The 25,053-nt window shown below is 66.6% G+C and carries 19 protein-coding genes; 15 read left to right on the forward strand and 4 right to left on the reverse strand.

Annotated elements, in window-relative coordinates; all coding sequences use genetic code 11:
- Positions 1–20: 20 nt before the first annotated feature.
- Positions 21–758, reverse strand: coding sequence for a 3-oxoacyl-[acyl-carrier-protein] reductase (fabG, locus tag V5G24_RS03025; RefSeq protein WP_394079418.1), 738 nt, complete (start codon positions 756–758; stop codon positions 21–23).
- Positions 759–797: 39 nt separating this feature from the next.
- Entirely contained in the window at positions 798–1,754 is a 957-nt protein-coding gene (fabD, locus tag V5G24_RS03030) for an ACP S-malonyltransferase (RefSeq protein ID WP_394079420.1), read from the reverse strand.
- Positions 1,755–2,128: 374 nt separating this feature from the next.
- On the opposite strand from fabD, the gene rpsF reads away from it, so the two are divergent.
- The 12 genes from rpsF to V5G24_RS03090 all read left to right on the forward strand — a co-directional run bounded on the left by rpsF (position 2,129) and on the right by V5G24_RS03090 (position 15,599).
- Positions 2,129–2,596 carry a 30S ribosomal protein S6 gene (rpsF, locus tag V5G24_RS03035; RefSeq protein WP_394080341.1) on the forward strand — a complete coding sequence of 156 codons (468 nt, stop codon included), beginning with the start codon at positions 2,129–2,131 and terminating at the stop codon, positions 2,594–2,596.
- Complete coding sequence (rpsR, locus tag V5G24_RS03040) at positions 2,596–2,856, forward strand: 30S ribosomal protein S18 (protein WP_348844281.1); 261 nt, start codon at positions 2,596–2,598, stop codon at positions 2,854–2,856. Before rpsF ends, rpsR begins: the two co-directional genes overlap by 1 nt.
- 129 nt (positions 2,857–2,985) lie before the next feature.
- Positions 2,986–3,939 (forward strand): DUF2232 domain-containing protein, encoded by a 954-nt coding sequence (locus V5G24_RS03045; RefSeq protein ID WP_394079422.1) that lies wholly within the window; start codon positions 2,986–2,988, stop codon positions 3,937–3,939.
- Positions 3,940–3,983: 44 nt separating this feature from the next.
- Entirely contained in the window at positions 3,984–4,580 is a 597-nt protein-coding gene (gene rplI / locus V5G24_RS03050) for a 50S ribosomal protein L9 (RefSeq protein WP_394079424.1), read from the forward strand.
- Between the two features lie 305 nt (positions 4,581–4,885).
- Complete coding sequence (locus V5G24_RS03055; RefSeq protein WP_394079426.1) at positions 4,886–6,139, forward strand: cyclopropane fatty acid synthase; 1,254 nt, start codon at positions 4,886–4,888, stop codon at positions 6,137–6,139.
- Positions 6,140–6,367: 228 nt separating this feature from the next.
- Positions 6,368–7,852 carry a replicative DNA helicase gene (locus tag V5G24_RS03060; protein WP_394079428.1) on the forward strand — a complete coding sequence of 495 codons (1,485 nt, stop codon included), beginning with the start codon at positions 6,368–6,370 and terminating at the stop codon, positions 7,850–7,852.
- A gap of 115 nt (positions 7,853–7,967) precedes the next feature.
- On the forward strand, positions 7,968–9,089 hold the full coding sequence (alr, locus tag V5G24_RS03065) for an alanine racemase (protein ID WP_394079430.1): 1,122 nt from the start codon (positions 7,968–7,970) through the stop codon (positions 9,087–9,089).
- Between the two features lie 49 nt (positions 9,090–9,138).
- Positions 9,139–10,539 (forward strand): DNA repair protein RadA, encoded by a 1,401-nt coding sequence (gene radA, locus V5G24_RS03070; protein WP_394014169.1) that lies wholly within the window; start codon positions 9,139–9,141, stop codon positions 10,537–10,539.
- A gap of 108 nt (positions 10,540–10,647) precedes the next feature.
- Entirely contained in the window at positions 10,648–11,340 is a 693-nt protein-coding gene (locus tag V5G24_RS03075; RefSeq protein WP_394079432.1) for a CvpA family protein, read from the forward strand.
- A gap of 115 nt (positions 11,341–11,455) precedes the next feature.
- Entirely contained in the window at positions 11,456–12,910 is a 1,455-nt protein-coding gene (purF, locus tag V5G24_RS03080) for an amidophosphoribosyltransferase (protein ID WP_394079434.1), read from the forward strand.
- A gap of 189 nt (positions 12,911–13,099) precedes the next feature.
- Positions 13,100–13,843 carry an SDR family NAD(P)-dependent oxidoreductase gene (locus V5G24_RS03085; RefSeq protein ID WP_394079436.1) on the forward strand — a complete coding sequence of 248 codons (744 nt, stop codon included), beginning with the start codon at positions 13,100–13,102 and terminating at the stop codon, positions 13,841–13,843.
- Positions 13,844–14,102: 259 nt separating this feature from the next.
- The gene (locus V5G24_RS03090) at positions 14,103–15,599 is read left to right on the forward strand and encodes a leucyl aminopeptidase (RefSeq protein ID WP_394079438.1); all 1,497 of its coding nucleotides are present in this window, start codon (positions 14,103–14,105) and stop codon (positions 15,597–15,599) included.
- Positions 15,600–15,629: 30 nt separating this feature from the next.
- Here the strand turns inward: V5G24_RS03090 and V5G24_RS03095 are convergent, their stop codons facing one another.
- Positions 15,630–16,811: an NAD(P)/FAD-dependent oxidoreductase gene (locus tag V5G24_RS03095; protein WP_394079440.1), complete on the reverse strand. Its 1,182-nt coding sequence runs from the start codon at positions 16,809–16,811 to the stop codon at positions 15,630–15,632.
- A gap of 229 nt (positions 16,812–17,040) precedes the next feature.
- Here V5G24_RS03095 and lhpI point away from each other — a divergent pair, with 229 nt between their 5' ends.
- Positions 17,041–17,982, forward strand: a complete 942-nt coding sequence (gene lhpI / locus V5G24_RS03100; RefSeq protein WP_394079442.1) for a bifunctional Delta(1)-pyrroline-2-carboxylate/Delta(1)-piperideine-2-carboxylate reductase — start codon at positions 17,041–17,043, stop codon at positions 17,980–17,982.
- A 5-nt stretch (positions 17,983–17,987) separates the two neighbouring features.
- On the opposite strand, the gene putA is transcribed toward lhpI, so the two are convergent.
- Positions 17,988–21,842: a trifunctional transcriptional regulator/proline dehydrogenase/L-glutamate gamma-semialdehyde dehydrogenase gene (gene putA, locus V5G24_RS03105; RefSeq protein ID WP_394079444.1), complete on the reverse strand. Its 3,855-nt coding sequence runs from the start codon at positions 21,840–21,842 to the stop codon at positions 17,988–17,990.
- Between the two features lie 250 nt (positions 21,843–22,092).
- Here putA and V5G24_RS03110 point away from each other — a divergent pair, with 250 nt between their 5' ends.
- Entirely contained in the window at positions 22,093–23,592 is a 1,500-nt protein-coding gene (locus tag V5G24_RS03110; protein ID WP_394079446.1) for a phosphomannomutase/phosphoglucomutase, read from the forward strand.
- A gap of 122 nt (positions 23,593–23,714) precedes the next feature.
- Positions 23,715–25,049, forward strand: coding sequence for an esterase-like activity of phytase family protein (locus V5G24_RS03115; RefSeq protein WP_394079448.1), 1,335 nt, complete (start codon positions 23,715–23,717; stop codon positions 25,047–25,049).
- Positions 25,050–25,053: the final 4 nt, after the last annotated feature.

Raw genomic sequence — 25,053 nt, forward strand, 5'->3', positions numbered from 1 at the left:
GTCCGATCCCGCACGGGTCTTCAGATCATCGCCATGCCGCCATTCACGTGCAGCGTCTGGCCAGTCACATAGCCGGCTTCGTCCGAAGCTAGGTAAACGCACGCGCTGGCGATGTCTTCCGGCGAACCGAGACGGGCCGCCGGCACCGCCTTGAGAATGCCCTCGCGCTGCTTTTCGTTCAGCACGTCGGTCATGGCGGTGGCGATGAAGCCGGGGGCGACGCAATTCACCGTCACGCCACGACTCGCCACTTCCTGCGCCAGCGACTTGGACATGCCGATCATGCCCGCCTTCGCTGCGGCATAATTGCCCTGGCCGGCGTTTCCGGTCACGCCCACCACCGAGGTGATGGAAATGATCCGGCCCGAACGGCGCCGCATCATGGAGCGCACCGCCGCACGCGACAGGCGGAAGGTGGAAGTGAGGTTCACCGCGATCACCTGGTCCCAGTCGTCGTCCTTCAAGCGCATGAAGATATTGTCGCGGGTGATGCCGGCATTGTTCACGAGGATGTCGAGCTGGCCGAGCGCCGCCTCGGCGTCGGGAATCAGCTTCTCAACCTCTTCCGTGATGCCGAGATTGCACGGCAGCACATGCACCCGCTCTCCCAGTTCGGCGGCGAAGGTGTCCAGCACCTCGCGGCGGGTGCCGGAAATCGCGACGGTCGCGCCCTGGGCGTGGAGCGCCTTGGCGATGGCGCCGCCAATGCCGCCCGTGGCGCCGGTGACGAGGGCGGTCTTGCCGGTGAGATCGAACATGGAGGCTCCTGACAGGAAAGAAGGGGAGAAAGGCGCGGCTCAGGCGGCCGGTGTCTGGCGGGCGGCGATGAAGGCCGCCACATCTTCCGGCGTGCCGACGGCGGACACGGAGATTTCCTTGGCAATGCGACGCGACAGGCCGGACAGGACTTTGCCGGCTCCCACCTCGACCGTCGCCGTGACGCCCGCGCCGGCCATGAACAGCACGCTTTCGCGCCAGCGTACCGTGCCCGTGACCTGCTGTACCAGCAAGGCGATGATTTCCGCCGGGTCGCTGACGGGGGCGGCCCGCACGTTGGACACGACAGGCACCATCGGCGCCTTCACCGCGCTCGCGGCAAGCGCGGCCTGCATGGCGTCGGCCGCCGGCTGCATGAGACGGCAATGGAAGGGGGCGGACACCGGCAGCAGGATCGCACGGGAGGCGCCCTTCGCCTTGGCGATCTCCATGGCCCGCTCGACCGCTGCCGTGGAGCCGGATAGCACCACCTGGCCGTTGGCATTGTCGTTGGCGGCTTCGCAGACATCGGCGCAGGCGGCTTCCTCGGCGACCGCGCGGGCCTGCGCGAAATCGAGCCCGAGAATCGCCGCCATGGCGCCCTGGCCCACCGGCACGGCGTCCTGCATGGCGCGCCCGCGAATGCGCAGCAGGCGCGCCGCCTCGGCGATGGAGAGCGCGCCCGCTGCGGCAAGCGCGGAATATTCGCCCAGTGAATGGCCGGCGACGAAGGAAGCATCGCGCGCAAGATCAAGGCCGGCTTCCGCCTCCAGCACCCGCATGGCGGCAAGCGACACCGCCATCAGGGCGGGCTGGGCATTGGCGGTGAGGGTGAGCTCCTCGATCGGGCCGTCCCACATGGTGCGGGAGAGGGCTTCGCCGAGCGCATCGTCCACCTGGTCGAACACGGCCTTCGCGACCGCGAAATTCTCCGCGAGCGCCTTGCCCATGCCGACGGCTTGGCTGCCCTGGCCGGGAAAAATAAAGGCTGTGGTCAAGGGGTATCCCTCCGCTTAATTTTGGGGAGGGCAGAGACACCGGGATGCAAAGGGAGTCAAGCTGGGCGGCGGGAGCGGCCTCCGCGCCTCTCCCATGTCGCGCCGCGATCGTGCTTGTGGCGTCCGTCTCCATGGTTGGATTCCTGTCCGATCCTTGCCTTCAGCGGAAAATCTGCTATACGCACCGCTTCCGTTGCCCCGGCCGGGGGCTGAACGGACGGCCATCTGTTGCTTCAGCGCGAGTTGAAACGCCGGAAGGCAGGGCTTTTCGGTCCGTCGTCCCGTGTCCCCGCCTTCCGAGCAAACGAGCCTTTCCAAAGGTTCGAAAGGGCTTGGCGCCGGGCGATGGAGCAACAGGAAAGGCATTAGGACACATGGCGCTCTATGAGCATGTGTTCCTCGCGCGCCAAGACGTTACGGCGCAACAGGTCGAGGAACTCGCCGCCCGATTCAAGGGCGTGATCGAAGCGAACGGCGGTCAGGTCACCAAGACCGAAGCCTGGGGCGTGAAGACGCTCACCTATCGCATCAACAAGAACCGCAAGGCGCACTTCACCCTCATGAACATCGACGCCACGGCGGCGGCGGTTCAGGAGATGGAGCGCCAGATGCGCATCGACGAGGACGTCCTGCGCTTCCTCACGCTGCGCGTCGAAGAGCACGAGGAAGGCCCCTCGGCCATGCTTCAGAAGCGCGACCGCGACGATCGTGATCGTGGCGAGCGTGGCTTCGGCGGCGACCGCGGCTTCGGTGGTGGCGGCGGCTTCGGCGGCCGTGACCGGGAGGACCGTCCGCGCCGTCCGCGCGACCGTGAAGAAACCGCTGGTGAGGAGGCGATCTGATGGCATTCGCTCAAGCTGGTGGCGCCGGCGGCGGTCAGCGCCGTCCGTTCTTCCGTCGTCGCAAGACCTGCCCGTTCTCTGGCCCCAACGCGCCGAAGATCGACTACAAGGACGTGCGTCTCCTGCAGCGCTACATTTCCGAGCGCGGCAAGATCGTGCCGAGCCGCATCACCGCGGTGTCGGCCAAGAAGCAGCGCGAGCTGTCGGCCGCCATCAAGCGTTCGCGCTTCCTTGGCCTGCTGCCGTTCGTGATCCGCTGATCGTTCCGGGCGCCCGCTCGAAAGGGCGGGCGCCTTTTATTTCAAGATGAGTCCCGGGGCTGCGGCCTCCGGGTTTGGCTGGGGCAGGCGATGACCTGCCTCTAACCGCTTCTGCGGGACAGCGCGCTGATGGCACAGTTTCTGATGATCGGCCTCGCCGCCGGAGCGGCGTCGGCGCTTCTCGTCGCGGGCATCGCGACCGGGGGCATCTGGGCCGTGCCGTTCTTCTATCTGGCGCCCTTGCCCATCATGATCGCGGGGCTTGCCTTCTCGCATGTGTCCGCGCTCGCAGGCGTGGCCGTCGCGAGCATTGTCCTCGGACTTTATTTCAACTCCTCTTTCCTGATCGCCTATCTCGTCGGCATCGGCGGTCCGGCCTGGGCGCTGTCCTATGGCGCGCTAATGGCGCGTAGCGATGCGGGCAATCCCACCAAGCTGATCTGGTTCTCCATCGGTGGGCTGGTGCTGACCTGTGCCGCGCTCTCCAGCTTCAGCGTCATCACCGCCGTGCTGTCCGTAGCGGGCGATTTCGAGACCTACCGCACGGCGGTGGCGGCAGCATTCGAAACCTTCGTCCAAGTGCAGGGGCAGACCGGCCCGGCGAGCGCGGAAACCGCGCGCATGGGCGAACTGGTCGCCAGCATCCTGCCGCCCATGGCGGGCGCGCTCGCCATGGTCACCCAGCTCTGCTGCCTGTATCTCGCCGGGCGGGCGGCGCTGGTGTCGGGCCGGCTCGCGCGCCCCTGGCCCGATCTGGCGGCGACCCGTCTGCCGGCCTCCACCTCGCTGGTGCTTGCGCTGATCATCGCCGCCTCCGTGGTGCCGGGCATGGTGGGCCTGTCAGCCTCCGTGGTCGCGGCGACGCTGGTGACGGCCTATGCGGTGGCCGGCTTTGCGGTGCTGCATTTCCTCACCCGCGGCCGCGGCTCGCGGATTCTCATCCTTACCGCGGTTTGGCTCGGCACCCTCGCATTGGGCTGGCCGGTGCTGGTGGTGGCTCTGCTTGGCGTGGTGGACGCCATGTTTGATCTGCGGGCGCGATCGGCTCCCGGCGGGCGACCGCCGGCCGCCAACGACCGCTGACAGAAATTCCCCGACCCCCGAAACATCGAAACAGGAGACATAAAATGGAAGTCATTCTTTTGGAGCGCGTCGCCAAGCTTGGCCAGATGGGCGAAGTGGTGAAGGTGCGTGACGGTTACGGCCGCAACTTCCTGCTGCCCAACAACAAGGCCCTGCGCGCCACCAAGGCGAACAAGGCCAAGTTCGACCAGATGAAGGTTCAGCTGGAAACCCGTAACCTGGAGCTGCGCAAGGAAGCCGAGGGCGTGGCCGAGAAGCTGAACGGCCAGAGCGTGGTGATCCTGCGCCAGGCGGGCGAGGGCGGCCAGCTCTACGGTTCGGTCTCCACCCGCGACCTCGCCGAGGCCCTGGTGAAGGCCGGATTCACCGTCGATCGCCAGCAGATCGAGCTGAATCACCCCATCAAGACCATCGGCATGCACACGATTCCCGTGCGCCTGCACCCCGAGGTCGAGGTTTCCGTGACCGCCAATGTCGCCCGCAGCCTCGAGGAAGCCGAGCGCGTGGCGCGCGGCGAGGACCTGCGCACCCGCCGCGACGAAGATGAAGAGGCCGAAGCCGAAGCCGCTGCCGAACGCGATGCGACGCTGGCCGAGGCCGAAGCCGAAGAAGCCGCCGCGGACCTCGACGAAGAGGTCTGAGCTGATCCGCCGATCGTCAATCGTAATCACTAAGGAACCGCCCGGCTTTTGCCGGGCGTTTTCGTTTGTACGTCGATATTGGGTATTGCCGTGCGTCAAATGTGGTGGTCAAATTTATACGGCACCTGTCGGCCGTGAGAGCCTGCAAGGATAGCTTGACTTCGGAACAGGCCGAACCCTGCTTACGTTAAGTCAAGTTAGTGCGTCCGGCACTGTTGACACACCTCGGTGTGCCCGTGCGGCCGGAGATAGATGCCAAAAGGAGGGGCAACCCAGGCAGTCATCTTAAAGATGGAGGCGGCCCAGTGGATCGGTTGCTTGAATCTGTTCTGCGTCGTGTCGTGAAGCACGGCGGCCTGAAAGTCACGACGGCCTCCGGCCGGATCTTTACGGCGGGGCCGGACGAAGCCGGCCTTCATGTGCGCTTCGCCAGCAAGCGGGCACAGCTTCTGCTGCTGCTCGATCCGGAAATGCAGCTCGGCGAAATCTACACCAGCGGGGATCTGGTGATCGAGCGGGGGTCGATCGCCGATCTGCTGGAGCTGGTGATGTCGCAGGACGTCCTTCAGCCCACGTTGACCTCGCGCCTGCTTTATTTCGCACGGCGCGTGCTGCGGCGGCTGGACCAGTTCAACCCGCGCGGCCGCGCGCGGCGTAACGTGGCCCATCATTATGATCTGGACGGGCGGCTTTATTCCTTGTTCCTCGATGCGGACAAGCAATATTCCTGCGCCTATTTCGAGCATCCCGGCGAGCGGCTCGACGATGCCCAGCTCGCCAAGAAGCGGCATATCGCGGCCAAGCTGGTGCTCGACAAGCCGGATCTGAGCGTGCTGGACATCGGCAGCGGATGGGGTGGGCTCGGCCTATATCTGGCGGAAATCGCGAAGGCTCGGGTAAACGGCGTCACGCTTTCGACGGAGCAATTGGGCGTTGCCCAGTCCCGCGCCCGGGAAAAGGGACTGGAAGGGCAGGTCTCGTTCGCGCTCCAGGATTATCGCGACGTGCCCGGCCCGTTCGACCGGATCGTCTCGGTGGGCATGTTCGAGCATGTCGGCGTCGATCATTACGGGGAATTCTTCCGCAAGGCGCGCGAATTGCTGGCCCCGGACGGGGTGATGCTGCTGCATGCCATCGGTCGGTTCGACCCGCCTGGCTTCACCAATCCCTGGATCGCCAAATACATCTTCCCCGGCGGCTACATGCCTTCGCTCTCGGAGGTGACCCCGCATATCGAGCGGGCAGGGCTGGTGGTGACCGACATCGAGATTCTGCGCCTGCACTATGCCGAGACGCTGAAGGCGTGGCGCGCGCGCTTCCTCGCCCGGCGGGAGGAGGTAGTGCGCCTCACCGACGAGCGGTTCCTGCGGATGTGGGAATTCTACCTCGCCGGTTCGGAAATGGCGTTTCGCCACCAGGGCCTGATGGTGTTCCAGATCCAGCTCGCCCGCAAACAGGAGGCGGTGCCGCTGACGCGCGATTATATCACGGAGGCGGAACGCAAATTGCGGACGATGGAGAAGCGCAGCGCCCCGCCGCTTCGCCTCGCCGGCGAATAGGCGGAGGAGAGGTGAGTCGGATGGGCGACCTACCTTGCTGCGGAATCGGAAGACGCTGCCGCAAGGCGGGGCGGGATCGGTTATCCCCGCAATTGCCGTACTTCCCCACAGGGGAGTGTCGGCCTGTTGATGGCTGGAACTTCTTCGCCGGCCACACAATCACGGGCCTGCGGGGTCCGCCTGCCTTCTGCTAAACAAGGGCTCGTCTACCCCAACCGGACCCGCCTCATGCTCGATCTGTCCGACCAGAAGGGGGATCTCGACCCCTCCTATCGTCAGGCGCCCCACAATGTGGAGGCGGAGCAATCCCTACTGGGCGCCATCCTGGTCAATAACGACGCCTTCTACCGGGTGTCGGACTTCCTCAAGCCCGAGCATTTCTTCGAGCCCATCCACGGCCGCATCTTCGAGCTGGCGGGGGCCCTTGTGCGCGCCGGCAAGGTGGCGACGCCGGTCACGCTCAAGACCTTCCTGCCCGCCGACCTGGACGTCGCGGGCCTCTCCGGCCCGCATTATCTTGCCCGCCTCGCGGCGGAAGCGACTACGGTCATCAATGCCGAGGATTACGGGCGCGCCATCTATGACCTCTCGGTGCGGCGCGAACTGATCCGCATCGGCGAGGAGATCGTCAACGACGCCTATGACGCGCCGGTGGAGGCGACGCCGCAGGACCAGATCGAGGAGGCGGAAAAGCGCCTCTACGCCATCGCTGAGAGCGGGCGCTATGACGGTGGCTTCCAGCGCTTCGGCGAGGCGCTGCGCGAAGCCGTCGACATGGCAAGCCGCGCTTTCCAGCGCGAGGGCCATCTCTCCGGCATCGCCTCGGGGCTGGACGATCTCGATCAGCAGATGGGCGGGCTCCAGCCGTCCGACCTTGTGATTCTCGCCGGGCGCCCTGCCATGGGCAAGACCGCGCTCGCCACCAATATCGCCTTTAACATCGCCGCCGCCTATCGCGGCGAGCAGCGGGCGGACGGCTCCATCGAGACCCAGAGCGGCGGCATCGTCGGCTTCTTCTCGCTGGAAATGTCGGCCGAGCAATTGGCAACGCGTATTCTCGCCGAGCAGGCGGAGATTGCCTCCTACAAGATCCGCCGCGGCGATATTTCCGAGAGCGAGTTTTCCAAGCTCGCCGCCGCTGCCCAGACCATGCAGGTGGTGCCACTCTATATCGACGATACCGGCGGCATTTCGATCGCCCAGCTGGTGGCCCGCGCGCGCCGCCTGAAGCGCCAGCGGGGGCTGGATTTCATGGTGGTGGATTATCTGCAATTGCTGTCCGGCTCGTCGAAAAGCTCGTCGCAGAACCGCGTGCAGGAAGTTACCGAGATCACCACCGGCCTCAAGGCGCTGGCGAAGGAATTGCAAGTGCCGATCATGGCGCTCTCGCAGCTCTCGCGTCAGGTGGAATCGCGCGACGACAAGCGCCCGCAACTCGCCGATTTGCGCGAATCCGGCTCCATCGAGCAGGACGCCGACGTGGTGATGTTCGTCTATCGCGAGGAATATTACCTCAAGAGCCGCGAGCCCAAGCCCGGCACCGAGGAATGGTTCAAGTGGGAAGCGGACATGAAGGCGGCCGAGGGGGTGGCGGAAGTCATCATCGGCAAGCAGCGCCACGGACCCACCGGCACCGTGAAAGTGCATTTCGAACCGCAGTTCACCCGCTTCTCGAACCTCGCGCGCGAAGATCGGCTGCCCGACCGCCACTGATCGCGGAAAGCTCGGCGTGGCGCGCGGATCTGCTCCGCGTCCGGCGCTACCGGCGCGTCATAGGTAAGGTATAGACAGGATAGCGAATCCCGCCGCTTCCAGGGAAAGCGTTTCGATGCAGCCCGCGTCCGCCCCGTCATCCGCTCTGTCCCGCGCCGTCCTGACCATTGATCTCGGCGCCCTGGCCGATAATTGGCGCACCCTGGCCGGGCGGGTCGCGCCGGCGGAATGTGCGGCCGTGGTGAAGGCGGACGCCTATGGCCTCGGCCTCGAGCAGGCGGCCCCGGCTCTGTGGAAGGCGGGCGCGCGCACCTTTTTCGTGGCGTTGGTGCAGGAAGGCGAGGCGCTGCGGGCGCTGCTTCCCGAGGCCACCATCTATGTGCTCGGCGGCTTGCTGCCCGATACCGCCCATGCTTATGCCGCCGCCGATCTGCGCCCGGTGCTGGGAAGCCGGCAGGAAATCGCCGAATGGTCCATCCACAGCCGGGCCATGGGGGTGAGCCAGCCGGCGGCCCTGCATGTGGACACGGGCATGAATCGCCTCGGCCTCAGCGTGGATGAGGCGCTCACGATCGCCGGGGAGGGCGGCCCCTCGTTCCGCCCGTCCCTGATCATGACCCATCTCGCCTGCGCGGACACGGCGCACCACCCGCTGACCCAGGCGCAACATCACCTGTTCGCGAAAGTGGCGGCGGCGTTTCCCGGCATTCCCGCATCGCTGGCCAATTCCGCCGGTACGCTGGGCGGGCCGGAAATGTATTTCGACATGGTGCGGCCCGGCATCGCGCTCTATGGCGGCGTGCCGATCTCCGGCACGGCGCCGCTGCGCAGCGTGGTGCGGCTGGAGGTGCCCATCATCCAGGTACGCGAGGCGCGCGGCGGCACGACTGTGGGCTATGGCGCGGCCCAGCGCCTGCAACGCGACAGCCGGATCGCCATTCTTTCGCTGGGCTATGCCGACGGCTTTCTGCGCGCGTTTGGCGGCAGCGATGCCCGGCGGGGGGCGGATGCCATCGTCGGCGACCTGCGCTGTCCGCTGGTCGGGCGCATTTCCATGGACTTGACGGCAGTGGACGTCACCGACGTGCCCCACGAGAAAGCCCGGCGCGGCGATCCCGCCGTGTTGCTCGGCGAGGGAATCGGCATCGACGAACTTGCGGCCCATGGCGGCACCATCGGCTATGAGGTGCTCACCAGCCTTGGGCCGCGCTATCACCGGGTCTATGTGGGCGGCTAGACTGTATGGGTGAGTCGCGCCCTGCGCGCGTCCGGAGCCTGCCCCACCTATGGCCAAGAACAGCCCCACCTTCGTCTGCCAGTCCTGCGGCGCGGTCTATAACCGCTGGCAGGGCAAGTGTGAGGCCTGCGGCGGCTGGAATACGATTTCCGAGGAGGCGAACGTCGCAGCCTCGGTCCCCGCCGCCCAGCGCTCGGGACGCAAGGGGCGGGCGGTGGCGCTGGAGAGTCTTCAGGGCCAGGGCAAGGCCGCGCCGCGCCTGATTTCCGGCATCGGCGAGCTGGACCGGGTGGCGGGGGGCGGCTTCGTGCCCGGCTCCATCGTGCTCCTGGGCGGCGATCCCGGAATCGGCAAATCCACCTTGCTGATCCAGGCCTCCGCCGCCTTGGGGCGGGCGGGGCATCGCATCGTCTATGTCTCGGGCGAAGAGGCGGTGGACCAGGTGCGTATGCGCGCCGGCCGGCTCGATCTGGCGGACGCGCCCGTGGGCCTTGCTGCCGAAACCAATGCTGAAAACATCATCGCCACCTTGAGCGCCGGGCCGCCGGTGCAGTTCGTGGTGATCGATTCGATCCAGACCATGTGGAGCGATTCGGTGGAATCGGCGCCGGGCACCGTCACACAGGTGCGCACCTCGGCCCAATTGATGGTGCGCTACGCCAAGCAGACCGGCGCGGCGGTGATCCTGGTGGGCCATGTCACCAAGGACGGGCAGATCGCCGGCCCGCGCGTGGTGGAGCACATGGTGGATGCGGTGTTCTCTTTCGAGGGCGACGGCGGACACCAGTTCCGCATCCTGCGGGCGCAAAAGAATCGATTCGGCCCCACCGATGAGATCGGCGTGTTCGAGATGACCGGCAAGGGATTGTCGGAAGTCGCGAACCCCTCCGAGCTGTTCCTCTCCCATCGCGATGCCGGGGCGCCGGGCACGGCGGTGTTCGCCGGCATGGAGGGCACGCGCCCGGTGCTGGTGGAGATCCAGGCGCTGGTGGCGCCCTCCACCCTCGGCACCCCACGCCGCGCGGTGGTGGGCTGGGACAGCAACCGCCTCGCCATGGTTCTGGCGGTGCTGGACGCGCGCTGCGGCGTGCGGCTCGGTGGCCATGACGTCTATTTGAACGTGGCCGGAGGCCTGCGCATCGGCGAGCCAGCTGCAGATCTGGCGGTGGCGGGCGCCCTCGTATCCTCGCTCACCGGTGCGCCCTTGCCGGCGGACGCGGTCTATTTCGGCGAGGTGAGCCTGACCGGGGCCGTGCGGCCGGTGTCGCAGGCGGCGGCACGGCTGAAGGAGGCTGCAAAGCTGGGTTTTGCCCGAGCCGTCATGCCGAGCGGTGCCGCGGAAGGAATGGACGGCGCCATATCCATTGAGGGCGTTGCTTCCCTAGCGTCGCTTGTGGCGGGGATCGCGGCCCGCGCGCCGCGCAGGGCAGCGTTACCGAAAGAGGGGTGATGACGCGGCGGGCACTTGAAGCTATACGTCCGAGCCACGCTGCGGATTTATGACACGCAGTGTTCCGCCGCACGCCTTCGGGCGCCGCACGAAGGACCCGCCGCGCCCATGCCCGTGACGCTGCTTGATCTCATCGTTATTTCGGTGATGCTGCTTTCCGGCCTTCTGGCCATGGTTCGCGGTTTTCTACGCGAAGTCTTCAGCATCGTGTCATGGCTGGCTGCGGCTGGCGTGACCCTGTTTTTCTATCCCCAATTGCTCCCGATCACCAAGCAATACGTGTCGCAGGACGCGGTGGCGCTGGCCGTGACCGTCGGCATTCTGTTTTTGGGAACGCTGCTGATCGTTTCCATTATCAGCGCGCGCATTTCCGATGCGGTGCTGGACAGCCGGATCGGCGCGCTGGACCGCACATTGGGCTTCGCCTTCGGTCTTGCGCGCGGTCTGCTTGTAATGGTTGTGGCATTTCTGTTCTTCAACTGGCTGGTCCCGGACAAGAGCCAGCCGCCGTGGGTTCTGAACGCAAAATCTCGTCCGGTGCTGCAAAACACCGGGGATTGGCTTATGTCCCTGTTGCCGGACGATCCGGAGAATACCATTCTTAAGAGACTGAAGCGGTCTCCGGCGACAGATGAGGGCGATGCGCCCGCCACGCCGCCCGGTCCGCGTACGGAACGTGGGGGCACCACGATGACAGTTGCGACGGCCGCCGGAGCGGCGGCTGGCGAAACCGGATACCGCCGCGGCGAGCGGCAAGGGTTCGAGCAACTGCTTGAGAGCGCGCGCGGCACCGGCCAGTGAGCCGCGTCGAGCGGAGGTAAAGATGGACATGGAGAGCGAGGAGTCCCACGCTCCCGACGCCCAATGGGCGCGGGATGGCTTTGCGCATGGTGGGGTCGCACGGGAGACGGGCCAGATGAACCTGGACGAAGATCTGAACGGCGACCGCCTGCGCGAGGAGTGCGGGGTTTTCGGCGTTTTCAACCATCCGGACGCCGCCGCCATCACGGCCATCGGCCTCCACGCGCTCCAGCATCGCGGGCAGGAAGCCGCCGGCATCGTCACCTATGACGGCCGCCGCTTCCATTCCGAGCGCCGCCTCGGCCTCGTCGGCGACACCTTTTCCGATGCCCGCGTGATCGAGCGCCTGCCCGGCCATATCGCGGTTGGCCACGTGCGCTATTCCACCACCGGCGAAACCCTGCTGCGCAACGTGCAGCCGCTGTTCGCCGAACTGGATGCCGGCGGCTTTGCGGTCGGCCACAACGGCAATCTCACCAACGGCCTGACACTGCGCAAGCAACTGGTGCGGGACGGGGCGATCACCCAGTCCACCACCGACACGGAAGTGATTCTCCACCTCGTCGCCCGCTCCAAGAAAGCGCGCTTCGTCGATCGCTTCATCGACGCGCTGCACTTCCTGGAGGGCGCCTATTCCCTGGTCGCCGTCACCAATAAGAAGCTGATCGGCGCGCGCGATCCCCTCGGCATCCGCCCGCTGGTGCTGGGCATGCTGGACAATTCGCCCATCCTCGCCTCCGAGACCTGCGCCCTCGACATCATCGGCGCGCGCTATGTGCGCGATATCGAGAATGGCGAAGTGGTGGTGATCGACGAGGACGGCATCACCTCCTTCAAGCCGTTCCCCTCCATGCCGGCACGGCCCTGCATTTTCGAATACATTTATTTCGCCAGGCCGGATTCCGTGGTGGGCGGGCGCTCGGTCTATCAGGTGCGCAAGACCATGGGCCAGGTGCTGGCCCAGGAAAGCCATTTGCCGGCCGATGTGATCGTCCCGGTGCCCGATTCCGGCGTGCCGGCGGCCATCGGCTATTCCCAGATATCGGGCGTGCCGTATGAGCTCGGCATCATCCGCAACCATTATGTCGGCCGCACCTTCATCCAGCCCACCCAGACCGTGCGTGACCAGGGCGTGCGCATGAAGCACTCGGCCAACCGCTCGGTGGTAGCCGGCAAGCGAATCGTGCTGGTGGATGACAGCCTGGTGCGCGGCACCACGTCCGTGAAGATCGTGCAGATGATGCGCGACGCGGGTGCCAGCGAGGTGCATTTCCGCATTGCCTCGCCCCCCATCACCCATCCCGATTATTACGGCATCGACACGCCGGACCGCGACAAGCTGCTGGCGGCCACCCACGACCTGGAAGGCATGCGGCGCTATATCGGCGCGGATTCGCTGGCCTTCCTTACGGTAGATGGGGTCTATCGCGCCATGGGCTATGAAGGCCGCGACCCGGTGCGTCCGCAATTCACCGACCACTGCTTCACCGGCGACTACCCGACCCTGCTCACGGACAAGTCCGGCGCGGTCGGGGCACAGCAATTGTCGCTGCTCGCCGAAGCTAGCTGAACCATCTCGCCGCCGTGCCCGAACGGGGCGGCGGCCGTGCCGGCTATGCAGTTCCCGCCGCCGCCGAGACGCCGGGTCGCCTGGCGCGCCGGCGGATGATTTCCCCGATATCGCGCCTCCCGCCCTTGCGCTTTTGCCCACTTGGCGGGATTGTCGCGCCCCTTCTTCCGATCTGACAGAGACCCTGCCATGACCGACCGGCCGCTTGCCGACAGGATCGCCCTCGTCACCGGCGCCACGCGCGGCATCGGCGCGGCCACCGCGCTCGCGCTCGCAAAGGCCGGAGCCCATGTCATCGTCGTCGGCCGCACCGACGGCGCGCTGGAAGAAGTGGATGACGCCATCAAGGCGGAAGGCGGCTCCGCCACCCTGGTGCCCATGGACGTTACCGATTACGAAGCCATCGACCGGCTGGGCGGCGCCATCTACCAGCGCTGGGGTCATCTCGACGTCTTCGTCGGCAATGCCGGCATTCTCGGCCCGGTGACGCCGCTCGGCCATGTGGACCCGAAGGATTGGGACCAGGCGTTGAGCGTCAACCTCACCGCCAATTACCGCTTCGTGCGCTCGCTCGATCCGCTGCTGAAGCTCTCCACCGCCGGCCGCGCGGTGCTGGTGTCCTCCGGTGCCGCCCATAAGGCGCGGGCCTATTGGGGACCCTATGCGGTCACCAAGGCGGCGCTCGACGTGCTCGGCCGCACCTGGGCGGCGGAAAGCGTCAGCGGCAACCTCAAGGTCAATCTGTTCAACCCCGGTCCGATTCGCACCCGCATGCGCGCCAAGGCCTTCCCCGGCGAGGATCCGCAGACCTTGCCGGCGCCCGAGGAGGCGGCCGAGGCGTTGCTGTCCCTGTGCCTGCCGAGCTGCGAGGAGACTGGAAAATATTACGATTTTCCCACGCGGAAGCTGCTGGCCTTCCAGCATCCGGCCTGATCCCGCCCGCGCTCGCGAACGGCGCTTCGCCAACTGCTCTTTGCAGCGTTCTGTATTGATGACGATCTCCCCATCGCGCAAAGGCTGCGGGACACGCCGAAGTGGCGTTACGTCGACCGGGAAGGGGACACCCGCTTGCGCTTGGCGTGAGGGGTGGCTTGCGCTTCGGGCATTTGTCGCCGGTGCGCGATGGGGCTAGAGAGGTGTGAATAGCTCATCGTCCGTTGCGCCCACCCAGGCTGTACCTCCCGGAGTATCCATGGCCGAGCCCCTCACCATCCGTTTCGCCAAGCACGGCGCCGCCCCGAAAGGTGTGCTCATCGTCCTCACCGATGACACGCTCACATTTGGACGGGAAGCGCAGAAGCTGCTCAAGCCCGGCCTCGATGGGGTGAAGCGGGCGATCAGCGCGGATCAGTTCAAGGGCCGTCTCTCATCCGCCCTGGACCTGATCGCGCCGACAAATCTCGATGCTTCCCGCCTCGTGATCCTGGGCGTCGGCAAGGGTGCGGATCTCAAGGCGGCCGATTATCTCAAGCTCGGCGGCGTGGCGTTCAGCAAGATTCCCGGCGGCGCGCGCGAAGCGACGATCCTCGTCGACCTGCCCGGATTGAAGGTGAGCCCCGACTTCGTGGCCGAGATGGCGCTCGGCGCCCGGCTGCGCAGCTATGTGTTCGATCGCTACAAGACCAAGCGCAAGGAGGGCGAGGTCGAGCCGGTCGCGCTGACATTGACCTTCTTGGTGGCCGACGAGGCCGGAACACGCCGTGCGTGGTCCGCCGGCGAGGCACTGGCCGACGGTGTCCTGCTGGCACGCAATCTCGTCAACGAGCCATCCAACGTGCTCGATCCCCCGGAATTCGCACGTCGGGCGCAGGAGCTGACCTCGGTCGGCGTGGACGTCGAGGTGCTGGGCGACGCGGAACTCGCGGAACTCGGCATGGGGGCGCTGCTGGGCGTCGGCCAGGGCTCCATCAAGGAAAGCCGTGTCGTGGTCATGCGCTGGAACGGCGCGGACGCGAAGACCCAGCCGGTGGCCTTCATCGGCAAGGGCGTGACTTTCGACACCGGCGGCATTTCCATCAAGCCCGCCGCCGGGATGGAAGACATGAAGGGCGACATGGGCGGCGCCGCCTGCGTCACCGGGCTCATGTATGCGCTGGCGGCCCGCAAGGCCAAGGTGAATGCGGTCGGCGTCATCGGCTGCGTGGAGAACATGCCTGACGGCGCTGCGCAGCGCCCCGGCGACATCGTCACCTCCATGTCCGGCCAGACCATCGAGATCATCAATACCGACGCCGAGGGCCGGCTCGTTCTGGCCGATGTGCTCTGGTACACGAAGGAGCGCTTCCAGCCGCGCTTCATGGTGGACCTCGCCACCCTCACCGGCGCCATCCTGGTGGCGCTTGGCCATGAATATGCCGGCCTGTTCTCCAATGACGACGAACTGGCCCAGCGCTTGTCAGCCGCCGGTATGGAGACCGGCGAGCGCGTGTGGCGCATGCCGCTCGGCCCGGAATATGACAAGCAGATCGACAGCCGCTTCGCCGACATGAAGAACACCGGCGGCCGCAATGGCGGATCGATCACCGCCGCGCAATTCCTCAAGCGCTATGTGGACAAGACCCCTTGGGCGCATCTGGACGTCGCCGGCACGGCCATGTCCTCGCCGGCCAGCGACATCAACAAGAGCTGGGCGTCGGGCTGGGGTGTGCGGCTGCTGAACCAGCTCGTCGCCGACCATTACGAAGGCTAAGCAGCAACCGGTGTGAGGCGGCGCGCCGGCTCACACCACCTTGCGTTCCACGAGGGGCGCGTTGTGGGCGATGCGCCCATAGCCGAGCGGCGACAGGTCCAGCGTCACATAACGCGCGTGCACGATCAGTTCGCTCAATCCCCGGCCCACGGCTGGGGATTGTTGCAGGCCGTGGCCGCTGAAGCCATTGGCCAGCAGCAGGTTCGCGCAGCCCGGCGCTCTGCCGAGAATGGCGTTCTGGTCGAACAGGTTCATGTCGTAATGCCCGGCCCAGGCGCGTCCCGGCCGCAGGCGCTCGAAGGCGGGAATGCGCAGCGCGAGCGTCGGCCAGATCACATCCTCGAACAGCGTATGATCCACGTCGAAATCCGTGCTGTCGGGATCCTGCTCGGGCGGCGGGGCGGTTCCGCAGAGGAAGCCGGCTCCTTCCGGCCGCACATAGACGCCGCTCGGGTCGATCAGCAGTGGGCAATCCGGCACGGCATCGGGGCAGGTGAAGGTGAAGATCATGCGCTTCTTGTTCGCCACCGGAAGTTCGATCCCGGCGGTGCGGGCGAGGTCGGCACCGCCTGCGCCCGCAGCATTCACCGCCCACCCGCAGGCGATGCGCGTTCCGTCCGCCAGCACCACCGCTTCGATCCGGTCCCCGACGCGCTCCAGGCTGGCGGCCTTCGCCGCGCGATATTCGACCCCGAGGCTGCGCGCCTTGCGGCGGAAAGCCTGCATCAGGCCATAGCCATCGAACCAGCCTTCGCCTGAAAGCCCAAGGCTGCCGAGCGCGATGCCTTCGGTATTCAGCCAGGGAAAGCGTGCCGCCAGAGCGTCCGGCGACAGAAGCGCGATGTCCGCCCCAAGTCCGGTCTGCACCGCATGGGCACCAACCAGCTCATCCGCGCCCGCATCGCTGGCAAGGAAGAGATAGCCGCCTTCGCGCAGCGCGATGTCGGGCGTGTCCCCGTCGACGGCAAGCCACGCCCCGATCTCGCGCAGGAAGGCGATGCCGTAGAGCGAGATCGCGACATTGATGGGGGAGGAATATTGCTGGCGGATCGAGGCGGCCGAGCGCGCCGAGGCGCAGGTCTGATAGCTCGGGTCCTGCTCCAGTACGAGCACGCGTCCAGCGAAATCCGGATTTGCCGCAAGGTGAAAGGCCGTCGAACTGCCGCTCACCGCGCCGCCCACGATCACCACGTCGAAAGACTCGTCCGCCATCTGAAAACAGGCCCATGCCGATGCTCTATCCCTGGAATGGCCCCGCCGCATCGGGCGCGCAAGGGCGGGACAGGGCATGTGCGTTTTCATCCCTATCGGCCGCGCGCGGCGCCGCGCCGTTTCGAGGCTTTGCGCGCCCGCGGAAACATCCCGGTTGCGGTTTCATCGCATTTTCTTCACGTGAAGCGGTACCCACTTCGCTCGAAAAAGCTTCAGGGAGACGATTCGCATGCCCAAGGTCTTCAGCGCCGCGCAGATCCATGCAGCGCTCGATTATCCCTCCCTCGTCGAAGCCTTGCGCGCCGCCTTCGCCGCCCAGAAAGTGGAGGCGCCGGTGCGCCAGGCGTTCGATGTGGGAACTCCGGATGCGACCGCCCATCTGCTGACCATGCCGGCCTGGGAACGCGGCGTCGCCATGGGCGTGAAGCTGGTGACGGTTGTGCCCGGCAACGGCGCGCGGGGCCTTGGCGCGGTCAACTCCATCTATACCCTGTTCGATGGGGAAACCGGCGCGCCGCGCGCGATCCTGGACGGTGATGCGCTCACCAACCGGCGCACGGCGGCAGCTTCCGCGCTGGCTTCCTCCTATCTGTCGCGTCGGGAGAGCCGCACGCTTCTGCTGGTGGGCACCGGCCATCTCGCGGGCTATCTCGCCGCCGCCCATGCGGCGGTGCGGCCCATCGCGCGCATCCTGGTGTGGGGGCGCGCGCCGGAGAAGGCGCGCTGCGTCGCCGACCGCCTGAAAGGGCAGGGGCTGGACGCGCATACGGTGTCCGACCTGAAGGGCGCGCTGGCGCAGGCGGATATCGTCTCCTGCGCCACCACCTCCACGCAGGCGATCGTGTGCGGTGCGGAGGTTCGGCCCGGCACCCATGTGGACCTGGTGGGTGCCTTCACCCCCGCCATGCGCGAAAGCGATGATGCCCTCATCGCCAGAAGCGCGATCTATGTGGATACGCGCGCCGGCGCGCTGGCCGAGGCGGGCGATCTGCGCTTTCCCATAAGCTCGGGCGCCTGGTCCGCGGATCTCCTGAAGGGCGACCTGTTCGATCTGTGTGCCGGCCGCGTGCCCGGCCGCACGCAGGACGATATCATCACGGTGTTCAAGTCGGTTGGCGCGGCGCTGGAGGATCTCGCCGCCGCGCGGCTGGTGGTGAAGGCGGTGGGCTGATCGCCTCAGCCGAGAGCTAAGAGCGTGGCATTACCGCCGGCGGCCGCCGTATTGATGCTGATGGTGCGTTCGCGCAGGAGCCATTCCACGGGATAGGCGGCGCCGGCGGCGAGCGCGCCGGGGGAGAGGCCGTGCACCGCGACGATGGGGCCGTCGCGCTGCGCCATCTCCCGTTCAAGCGCGAGAAGGCGGTCGCTTTCTCCCTCGAACAGCGCGGCGTCGAATAGGGCCGTGGCGCGGTTTTCCGTCAAGGTGACGCGCGCCTTGACCTCGGCTGGCAGATTCGCGAGGGAAGCCTTGAGCGCGGGGGCATCGACCAGCACGCGATTGCCAGCGGCAAGGGCGGTCGCCATCTGTACCGAAAGGCCCAGCGGCGTGGCGGGTACCAGGAGCACCGTGCCGCGCGGGTGCCAGGAATAGAGATTGCGCTCGCCGACCGGCCCCGCCATTTCACGTTCCGCTCCAGCGAGGCCCCGGTCTGCAAGGCCTGCGCAGCGCGCGGCATGGGCGCTGTGCCCTTGCGCCGCGAGATGGGCGATCCAGGCGCGCGCGGCCGCGTCCACAGGTGCCGGGGCGAGCGGTTCCAGCGGCGGACATTGCGCCAGGAGGCGGCGCAGATAGAGCGGGCCGCCGGCCTTCGGCCCGGTTCCCGAGAGGCCGTGCCCGCCGAACGGCTGCACCCCCACCACAGCGCCGATGAGATTGCGGTTGATATAAAGGTTGCCGGCGGAAATCCGCGCCTCCACCTGGGCGATGGTCTCGTCGATGCGGGTGTGCAGGCCGAACGTGAGGCCGTAGCCGGTAGCGTTGATGGCGTCGATCAAGGTGTCGCGTTCGTCCCGCCGATAGCGCAGCACATGCAGAACCGGGCCGAACACCTCGCGCGTGAGATCGCCCACCTGGTCGATCTCGATCATAGTCGGCGGCAGGAAGGTGCCATTTCGGCAGGCTTCCGGCAGCGGGCCTTGCGTGACCTTGAAGCCGCGCGCCCGCATGGCCTCGACATATGCGGAGATGCCGGCGCGCGCCTCGGCGGTGATGAGCGGACCCATGTCCGTGGACAGCAAGGCGGGATCGCCCACGCACCATTCGGCGAGCGCGCCTTGCAGCATGGCGCGCACGCGATCGGCGGTTTCCTCCTGAAGGCACAGAAGGCGCAGCGCAGAACAGCGCTGGCCTGCGGAATCGAAGGCGGAGACGAGCGCATCGGCAACCACCTGTTCGGGCAAGGCGGAGGAATCCACCACCAGCGCATTCTGGCCGCCGGTCTCCGCCACCAGCGGCACCGGCCGGCCATCCGGACCGAGGCGGGCGGCAAGCTGTGTCCGGATCAGGCGCGCCACTTCGGTGGATCCGGTGAACAGGACGCCGCACGTGCGCGGGTCCGCCACCAGAGCCGCGCCGACGCTGTCGTCGCCGGGCAATAGCTGCAGGGCGGCGGGCGGAACGCCGGCTTCGCGCAGGATTTTCACCGCCGCGGCGGCGATCAGCGGGGTTTCCTCCGCCGGCTTGGCGAGCACCGGATTTCCCGCCGCGAGCGCGGCGGCGATCTGGCCGGTGAATATGGCGAGCGGGAAATTCCAGGGGCTGATGCACACCACCGGCCCGAGCGGGCGGTGGCTGTCGGCTTCGAAGGCGTCCGCCGCGCCGGCGTAATAACGCAGGAAATCCACCGCCTCGCGCACCTCGCCAACCGCATTGGGCAGCGACTTTCCCGCCTCCCGCACGATCAGGCCGAGCAGGGATGGCATGCGCGCCTCGAGAAGATCGGCTGCCGCGCGCAGGCAGCGGGCACGCTCCGCCGCCGGGGTCGCGGACCAGACCGGACCCAGCGTCGCGGCTTGATGCAGGGCGAGGGCGGCGAGAGCGGGGTCGGCGTCCACCACATGCCCCACCGTATCGCGCAGGTCGGCGGGATTGCGCACCGCACGTGGCGCCCGCTCGCTGCGGTCGCTGTCTTCGTTCGCCAACATGGGAGCCGCGCAAGGCGATGCCTGCTGGCTTGCGAGCAAGGCGGCGGCGAGGGAGGCGAGGCGCTGCTCATTGGAAAAATCCAAACCTGCCGCATTCGGCCGGTCCCCGAACAGATCGCGCGGCGCAGCGATGCGCGGGTTCGGCGCGCCGAGCGGCGCGATCGCGCTTGCTTCAGCCACGGGATCGGCGGCGAGCGCTTCCACCGGAAAGCTGTCGTCGGCGATGCGGTGGACGAAGGAGGAGTTGGCGCCATTCTCCAGCAGCCGCCGCACCAGATAGGCGAGCAGGGTCTCGTGCGGACCGACGGGCGCATAGATGCGGCAGGGGCGGTTCAGCTTTTCGGGTCCCACCACCTCCTCATAGAGCGGCTCGCCCATGCCATGCAGGCACTGGAATTCGTATTGGCCGGCATAAAAATTCTCCCCCGCCAGCGCCATGACCGCCGAAAGCGTCTGCGCATTGTGGGTGGCGAATTGCGGAAACACCGCATCACCCGCCGCGAGCAGGCGGCGGGCGCAGGCGAGATAGGACACATCCGTGTGCACCTTTCGGGTGAACACCGGAAAGCCCTCCAGCCCGTCCACCTGGGCGCGCTTGATCTCGGCATCCCAATAGGCGCCCTTGACCAGGCGCACCATGATGCGGCGGGCGGTACGGCGGCCGAGATCGATGATGAAGTCCAGCATCGCCATGGCGCGCTTCTGATAGGCCTGGACCACGAAGCCGATGCCGTTCCAGCCGGCGAGGTCCGGATCGAGGCACAGCGCCTCCAGTACGTCGAGGGAGAGGTCGAGCCGGTCGGCCTCCTCGGCGTCGATGTTGAGGCCAATGTCGTAGCTGCGGGCGAGGCGCGCGAGTTCGTGCACGCGCGGCAGCATCTCCCGCATGACGCGCTCGCGCTGGGCGCGCGCATAGCGCGGATGCAGGGCCGAGAGCTTGATGGAGATGCCCGGCCCGTCATGGATGCCGCGCCGGGCGGCCGCCTTGCCGATGGCATGGATCGCCTGGACATAGGCTGCCATGTAGCGCGCGGCATCCTCGGCGGTCATGGCCGCCTCGCCCAGCATGTCGTAGGAATGGCGGAAGCCCTTCGCCTCCATGGCGCGGCTGTTGGCGAGCGCCTGGGCGATGGTCTCCCCGGTCACGAACTGCTCGCCCATCATGCGCATGGTCATGTCGACGGCGGCGCGGATCAAGGGTTCGCCGCCGCGCGCCACCAGCCGGGTGAGCGCGGAGGCAAGGCCCGCCTCGCTGCTGGTGCCAGTGAGCCGGCCCGTGACGAGCAGCCCCCAGGTGGCGGCGTTCACGAATACCGAGCGGCTGTGGCCGAGATGGGCGAGCCAGTCGCCCTGGCCGATCTTGTCGCGGATCAGCGCATCGCGGGTCGGCCGGTCGGGAATACGCAGCAATGCTTCCGCAAGGCAGAGCAAGGCGACGCCCTCCTGGCTCGACAGATCATATTCGTGGATCAGCGCCTCGACGGCGCCCTTGCCGGCCTTGGCGCGCAAGGCGCGGATGAGGTGTTTCGCCCGTTCGGCCACCGCCTTGGTCTGCGCGGAGGGCAAGGTGGCGTCGGAAATCAGCCGGGGCAGGCACTCTTCCTCCGGTGCTCGATAGGCGGCGGTGATGCGGGCCCGCAGCACGCTTTCGGGCCGCACCGCCTGCGCGAAAGCTAGGAAAGGTTCGCTTTCCCGCGCGCCGGCGAGCGCCTCGGGCAGGGGCGTCGCTCCGGCTGAGAGGCTGGCTTCGGTTTCGTCCAATGTGTCGAGCATGGCGACGAGCGCCTGTTTCACCAGAAAATGCGGGGTACGGCCCTGGCGCGCCGCCGCCGCCTTAAGGCGCGCCCGCAGCGCATCATCCACCTTGACGCCAATGGTTGTTCCCATCTGCGAGCCTCCGGTTGCACCCCAGTCAGCCACAAAAGGTGCAACCCGAAAAGGCCGGCGATGCGTGCGGCACCGTTTCCGGCGAAGCAATGGGCGACGGCTTGCAGACCCGCGCGGAACCTTCGCCGATGCCCGGCATTGGACAGGGAACGCCGATCGTCCTTATTTCCTATTGCCTGAGCGGTGCCTTCCACCCCGATTCCATGCTATCGGCAGCCGACCAATCAGAGCCGTTGCGGAGAAGCTCTTCATGTTTCCGACGCCGAAGCCCGCATTGACGCCCAATACATACGCCTATGAATCCGAGCCAATGGTGAAGCCCACGGGCTTCCGGGAATATGATGCCCGCTGGTTGTTCCAGAAGGAAATCAACCTGATGGGCATCCAGGCGCTGGGCATGGGCCTCGGCACCCTGATGCACCAGATGGGCGTCAAGCCCGAGATCGTCACGGGGCATGATTTCCGCGGCTATTCCTCGTCGATCAAATACGCGATGGTCTCCGGCCTCATGGCCGCTGGCGTGAAGGTGCACGACATCGGCCTCGCCATGTCGCCCATGGCCTATTTTGCCCAGTTCGCGCTCGATGTGCCGGCGGTGGCGATGGTGACCGCTTCCCACAACGACAATGGCTGGACCGGCGTGAAGATGGGCGTGAACCGTCCGCTCACCTTCGGGCCCGACGAGATGACGCGCCTGAAGGAAATCGTGCTTTCGGCTGCCTTCGACCTGCGCGGCGGCGGCGCTTACCACTTCGTCGAAAACTTCCCAGAGGTCTATATCAAGGACCTGACTGACCGTCCCAAGCTGAAGCACCCCATCAAGGCGGTGGTGGCCTGCGGCAACGGCACGGCCGGCGCATTCGCCCCGCGCATACTGGAAGCGCTGGGGGTGGAGGTGGTGCCGCTCGACACGGAGCTGGACCATTCCTTCCCCAAGTACAATCCGAACCCGGAAGACATGGAGATGCTCCATGCCATGCGCGATGCGGTGCTGGCCTCCGGCGCCGACGTGGCGCTTGGCTTTGACGGCGATGGCGACCGCTGCGGCGTGGTGGACAATGAGGGCGAGGAGATCTTCGCCGACAAGATGGGCGTGATGCTGGCGCGCGATCTCGCCAAGATCTATCCCGGCTCCACTTTCGTGGTGGACGTGAAGTCCACCGGCCTGTTCGCCACCGACCCCGAGCTGATCAAGCTCGGCGTGAAGGCGGATTATTGGAAGACCGGCCATTCCTACATGAAGCGCCGCGTCAACGAGACCGGCGCGCTGGTGGGCTTCGAGAAGTCCGGCCATTATTTCTTCAACAAGCCCATCGGCCGGGGCTATGACGACGGCCTTGTCTCCGCCATCGCCGTGCTGGACATGCTGGACCGCAACCCCGGCAAGAAGCTCTCCGAGCTGCGCCTGGCCCTGCCCAAGACCTGGTCCTCGCCCACCATGTCGCCCCACTGCGCGGACGAAGCCAAATACGGCATCGTCACCGAAGTGGTGAAGCATTTCGAAGATCTCCAGGCCAAGGGCGGAAGCGTCACTGGCCAGCCGATCCGCGATCTTGTCACCGTCAACGGTGTGCGCGTCACGACTGAAGACGGCACCTGGGGCTTGGTGCGCGCCTCCTCCAACAAGCCGGAACTGGTCGTGGTGGTGGAAAGCCCGGTTTCCGAAGCGCGCATGCGCGACATGTTCAAGGAAATCGACGGCGTACTGCGCACCCATCCGGAAGTCGGCGCCTACAACCAGACGATCTGACGCTTTGATCGGGAGATGTTGCGTCTTCCGGTTGTGATCTCATTTCTTTAAACTAAATTGCGGCCCATGCGCGACGTGCGTGTGGGCCGCACGTGCATTCGCGCGTTCCCTGGGGGGTGGTGATGCCACGGCTGCTGTCGATTCTGCGTCTGTCGATCCTCTCCCTGTCGGGCATGCCGCTCGCCTTCGCCCTGCCGGCAATTGCCGAGGAGCGGGCGCCCGCCGCGACGGTCGAGATGTTGTCCCTTCCGCCGCTGCCGCTCGGGCGTGTGGAGATACCTAGCGGAAAGACGCTGACTCTCAATGTGGGCTTTGGCTCCGGCCTGTTCCGCGCGCCATCGGATCCGGAGGGTGTGATCTGGGCGATTACCGATCGAGGGCCGAACGTGGATTGCAAGAAGCCGAAGGACATCACCGGCCTCGGCACCGGGGAAATTTGCGGCGGCGACAAGGACGGGAAGATTTTCCCGCTGCCGGCCTTCACGCCCACCATCTACAAGCTGAAGATTGACCCTGCCGGAGCGGTGAGCGTGCTGGAGACGCTGCCGCTGAAAGGTCAGTCCGGCAAGCCCACCACCGGCTTGCCCAATGATCTCAAATCCACTGAGGCGGCCTTCAGCGTCGCTGGCAAGCCCATCGGCAAGGATCCGTCCGGCCTCGACACCGAGGCCCTGGTCCGCCTGCCGGACGGCAGCTTCTGGATCAGCGAGGAATATGCTCCCTCGCTGGTGGAGGTGGCCCCGGACGGCACGATCCGCCGCCGGCTGGTGCCCGAAGGACTGGCGGATCGGCTGACAGGCGCGGACTATGAGATCGCCCCGGTCCTTCCCGCAATCCTTGCGCGGCGCGCGCTCAATCATGGCATTGAAAGCCTCGCCGTGTCCCCCGATGGCGCCTTTCTCTACGCATTGATGCAAGGCGCGCTCGCCAATCCCGGCAAGAAGGCCGCCGACAGCTCGCCGCTGGCCCGCCTGATCAAGCTTGATCGCAAGACCGGTGCGGTGGTCGGCTCCTATGCCTATCGCGCCAGCGCGCCCGGCGATTTCAAGGCTGACGCGGGCGAGAAGACGCTGAAGCAATCGGACGTGAAGATGAGCGAGATGGTGGCGGTCGGCCAAGACCGCCTGCTGGTGCTGGAGCGCATCGACAAGACCACCAAGCTGTTCCTGGTGGATCTTGCGGGCGCGGCCATGCTGCCGCGCAGCATCGACGCCGCAACCACCCCGCCCACCCTGGAGCAATTGGCGCCGGACGATTTCGCGCGCAATGGTGTCACGCCGCTCGCCAAGACGTTGATCCTGGACAGCGACCGGCTGAAGGATCTGCCCGCCAAGATAGAGGGGGTCGCGGTGCTGAGCGATCGCGAGCTGGTTCTGGTGAGCGACAGCGATTTCGGCATCAAGAACGATACCACCCAGATGCGGCGCGTGCGGTTCGATAAGCCGGTTCTGAAATGAGGCC

This window comes from Roseixanthobacter finlandensis, from assembly GCF_043195105.2.
Classification (GTDB): domain Bacteria; phylum Pseudomonadota; class Alphaproteobacteria; order Rhizobiales; family Xanthobacteraceae; genus NCEH01.

Coding starts and splice junctions, on each gene's coding strand:
- fabG (WP_394079418.1), bottom strand. CDS start 758: ATGTTCGATCTCACCGGCAAGACCGCCCTCGTCACCGGCGCCACGGGC.
- rpsF (WP_394080341.1), top strand. CDS start 2,129: ATGGCGCTCTATGAGCATGTGTTCCTCGCGCGCCAAGACGTTACGGCG.
- rpsR (WP_348844281.1), top strand. CDS start 2,596: ATGGCATTCGCTCAAGCTGGTGGCGCCGGCGGCGGTCAGCGCCGTCCG.
- V5G24_RS03045 (WP_394079422.1), top strand. CDS start 2,986: ATGGCACAGTTTCTGATGATCGGCCTCGCCGCCGGAGCGGCGTCGGCG.
- rplI (WP_394079424.1), top strand. CDS start 3,984: ATGGAAGTCATTCTTTTGGAGCGCGTCGCCAAGCTTGGCCAGATGGGC.
- V5G24_RS03060 (WP_394079428.1), top strand. CDS start 6,368: ATGCTCGATCTGTCCGACCAGAAGGGGGATCTCGACCCCTCCTATCGT.
- alr (WP_394079430.1), top strand. CDS start 7,968: ATGCAGCCCGCGTCCGCCCCGTCATCCGCTCTGTCCCGCGCCGTCCTG.
- radA (WP_394014169.1), top strand. CDS start 9,139: ATGGCCAAGAACAGCCCCACCTTCGTCTGCCAGTCCTGCGGCGCGGTC.
- V5G24_RS03075 (WP_394079432.1), top strand. CDS start 10,648: ATGCCCGTGACGCTGCTTGATCTCATCGTTATTTCGGTGATGCTGCTT.
- purF (WP_394079434.1), top strand. CDS start 11,456: ATGAACCTGGACGAAGATCTGAACGGCGACCGCCTGCGCGAGGAGTGC.
- V5G24_RS03085 (WP_394079436.1), top strand. CDS start 13,100: ATGACCGACCGGCCGCTTGCCGACAGGATCGCCCTCGTCACCGGCGCC.
- V5G24_RS03090 (WP_394079438.1), top strand. CDS start 14,103: ATGGCCGAGCCCCTCACCATCCGTTTCGCCAAGCACGGCGCCGCCCCG.
- V5G24_RS03095 (WP_394079440.1), bottom strand. CDS start 16,811: ATGGCGGACGAGTCTTTCGACGTGGTGATCGTGGGCGGCGCGGTGAGC.
- lhpI (WP_394079442.1), top strand. CDS start 17,041: ATGCCCAAGGTCTTCAGCGCCGCGCAGATCCATGCAGCGCTCGATTAT.
- putA (WP_394079444.1), bottom strand. CDS start 21,842: ATGGGAACAACCATTGGCGTCAAGGTGGATGATGCGCTGCGGGCGCGC.
- V5G24_RS03110 (WP_394079446.1), top strand. CDS start 22,093: ATGTTTCCGACGCCGAAGCCCGCATTGACGCCCAATACATACGCCTAT.
- V5G24_RS03115 (WP_394079448.1), top strand. CDS start 23,715: ATGCCACGGCTGCTGTCGATTCTGCGTCTGTCGATCCTCTCCCTGTCG.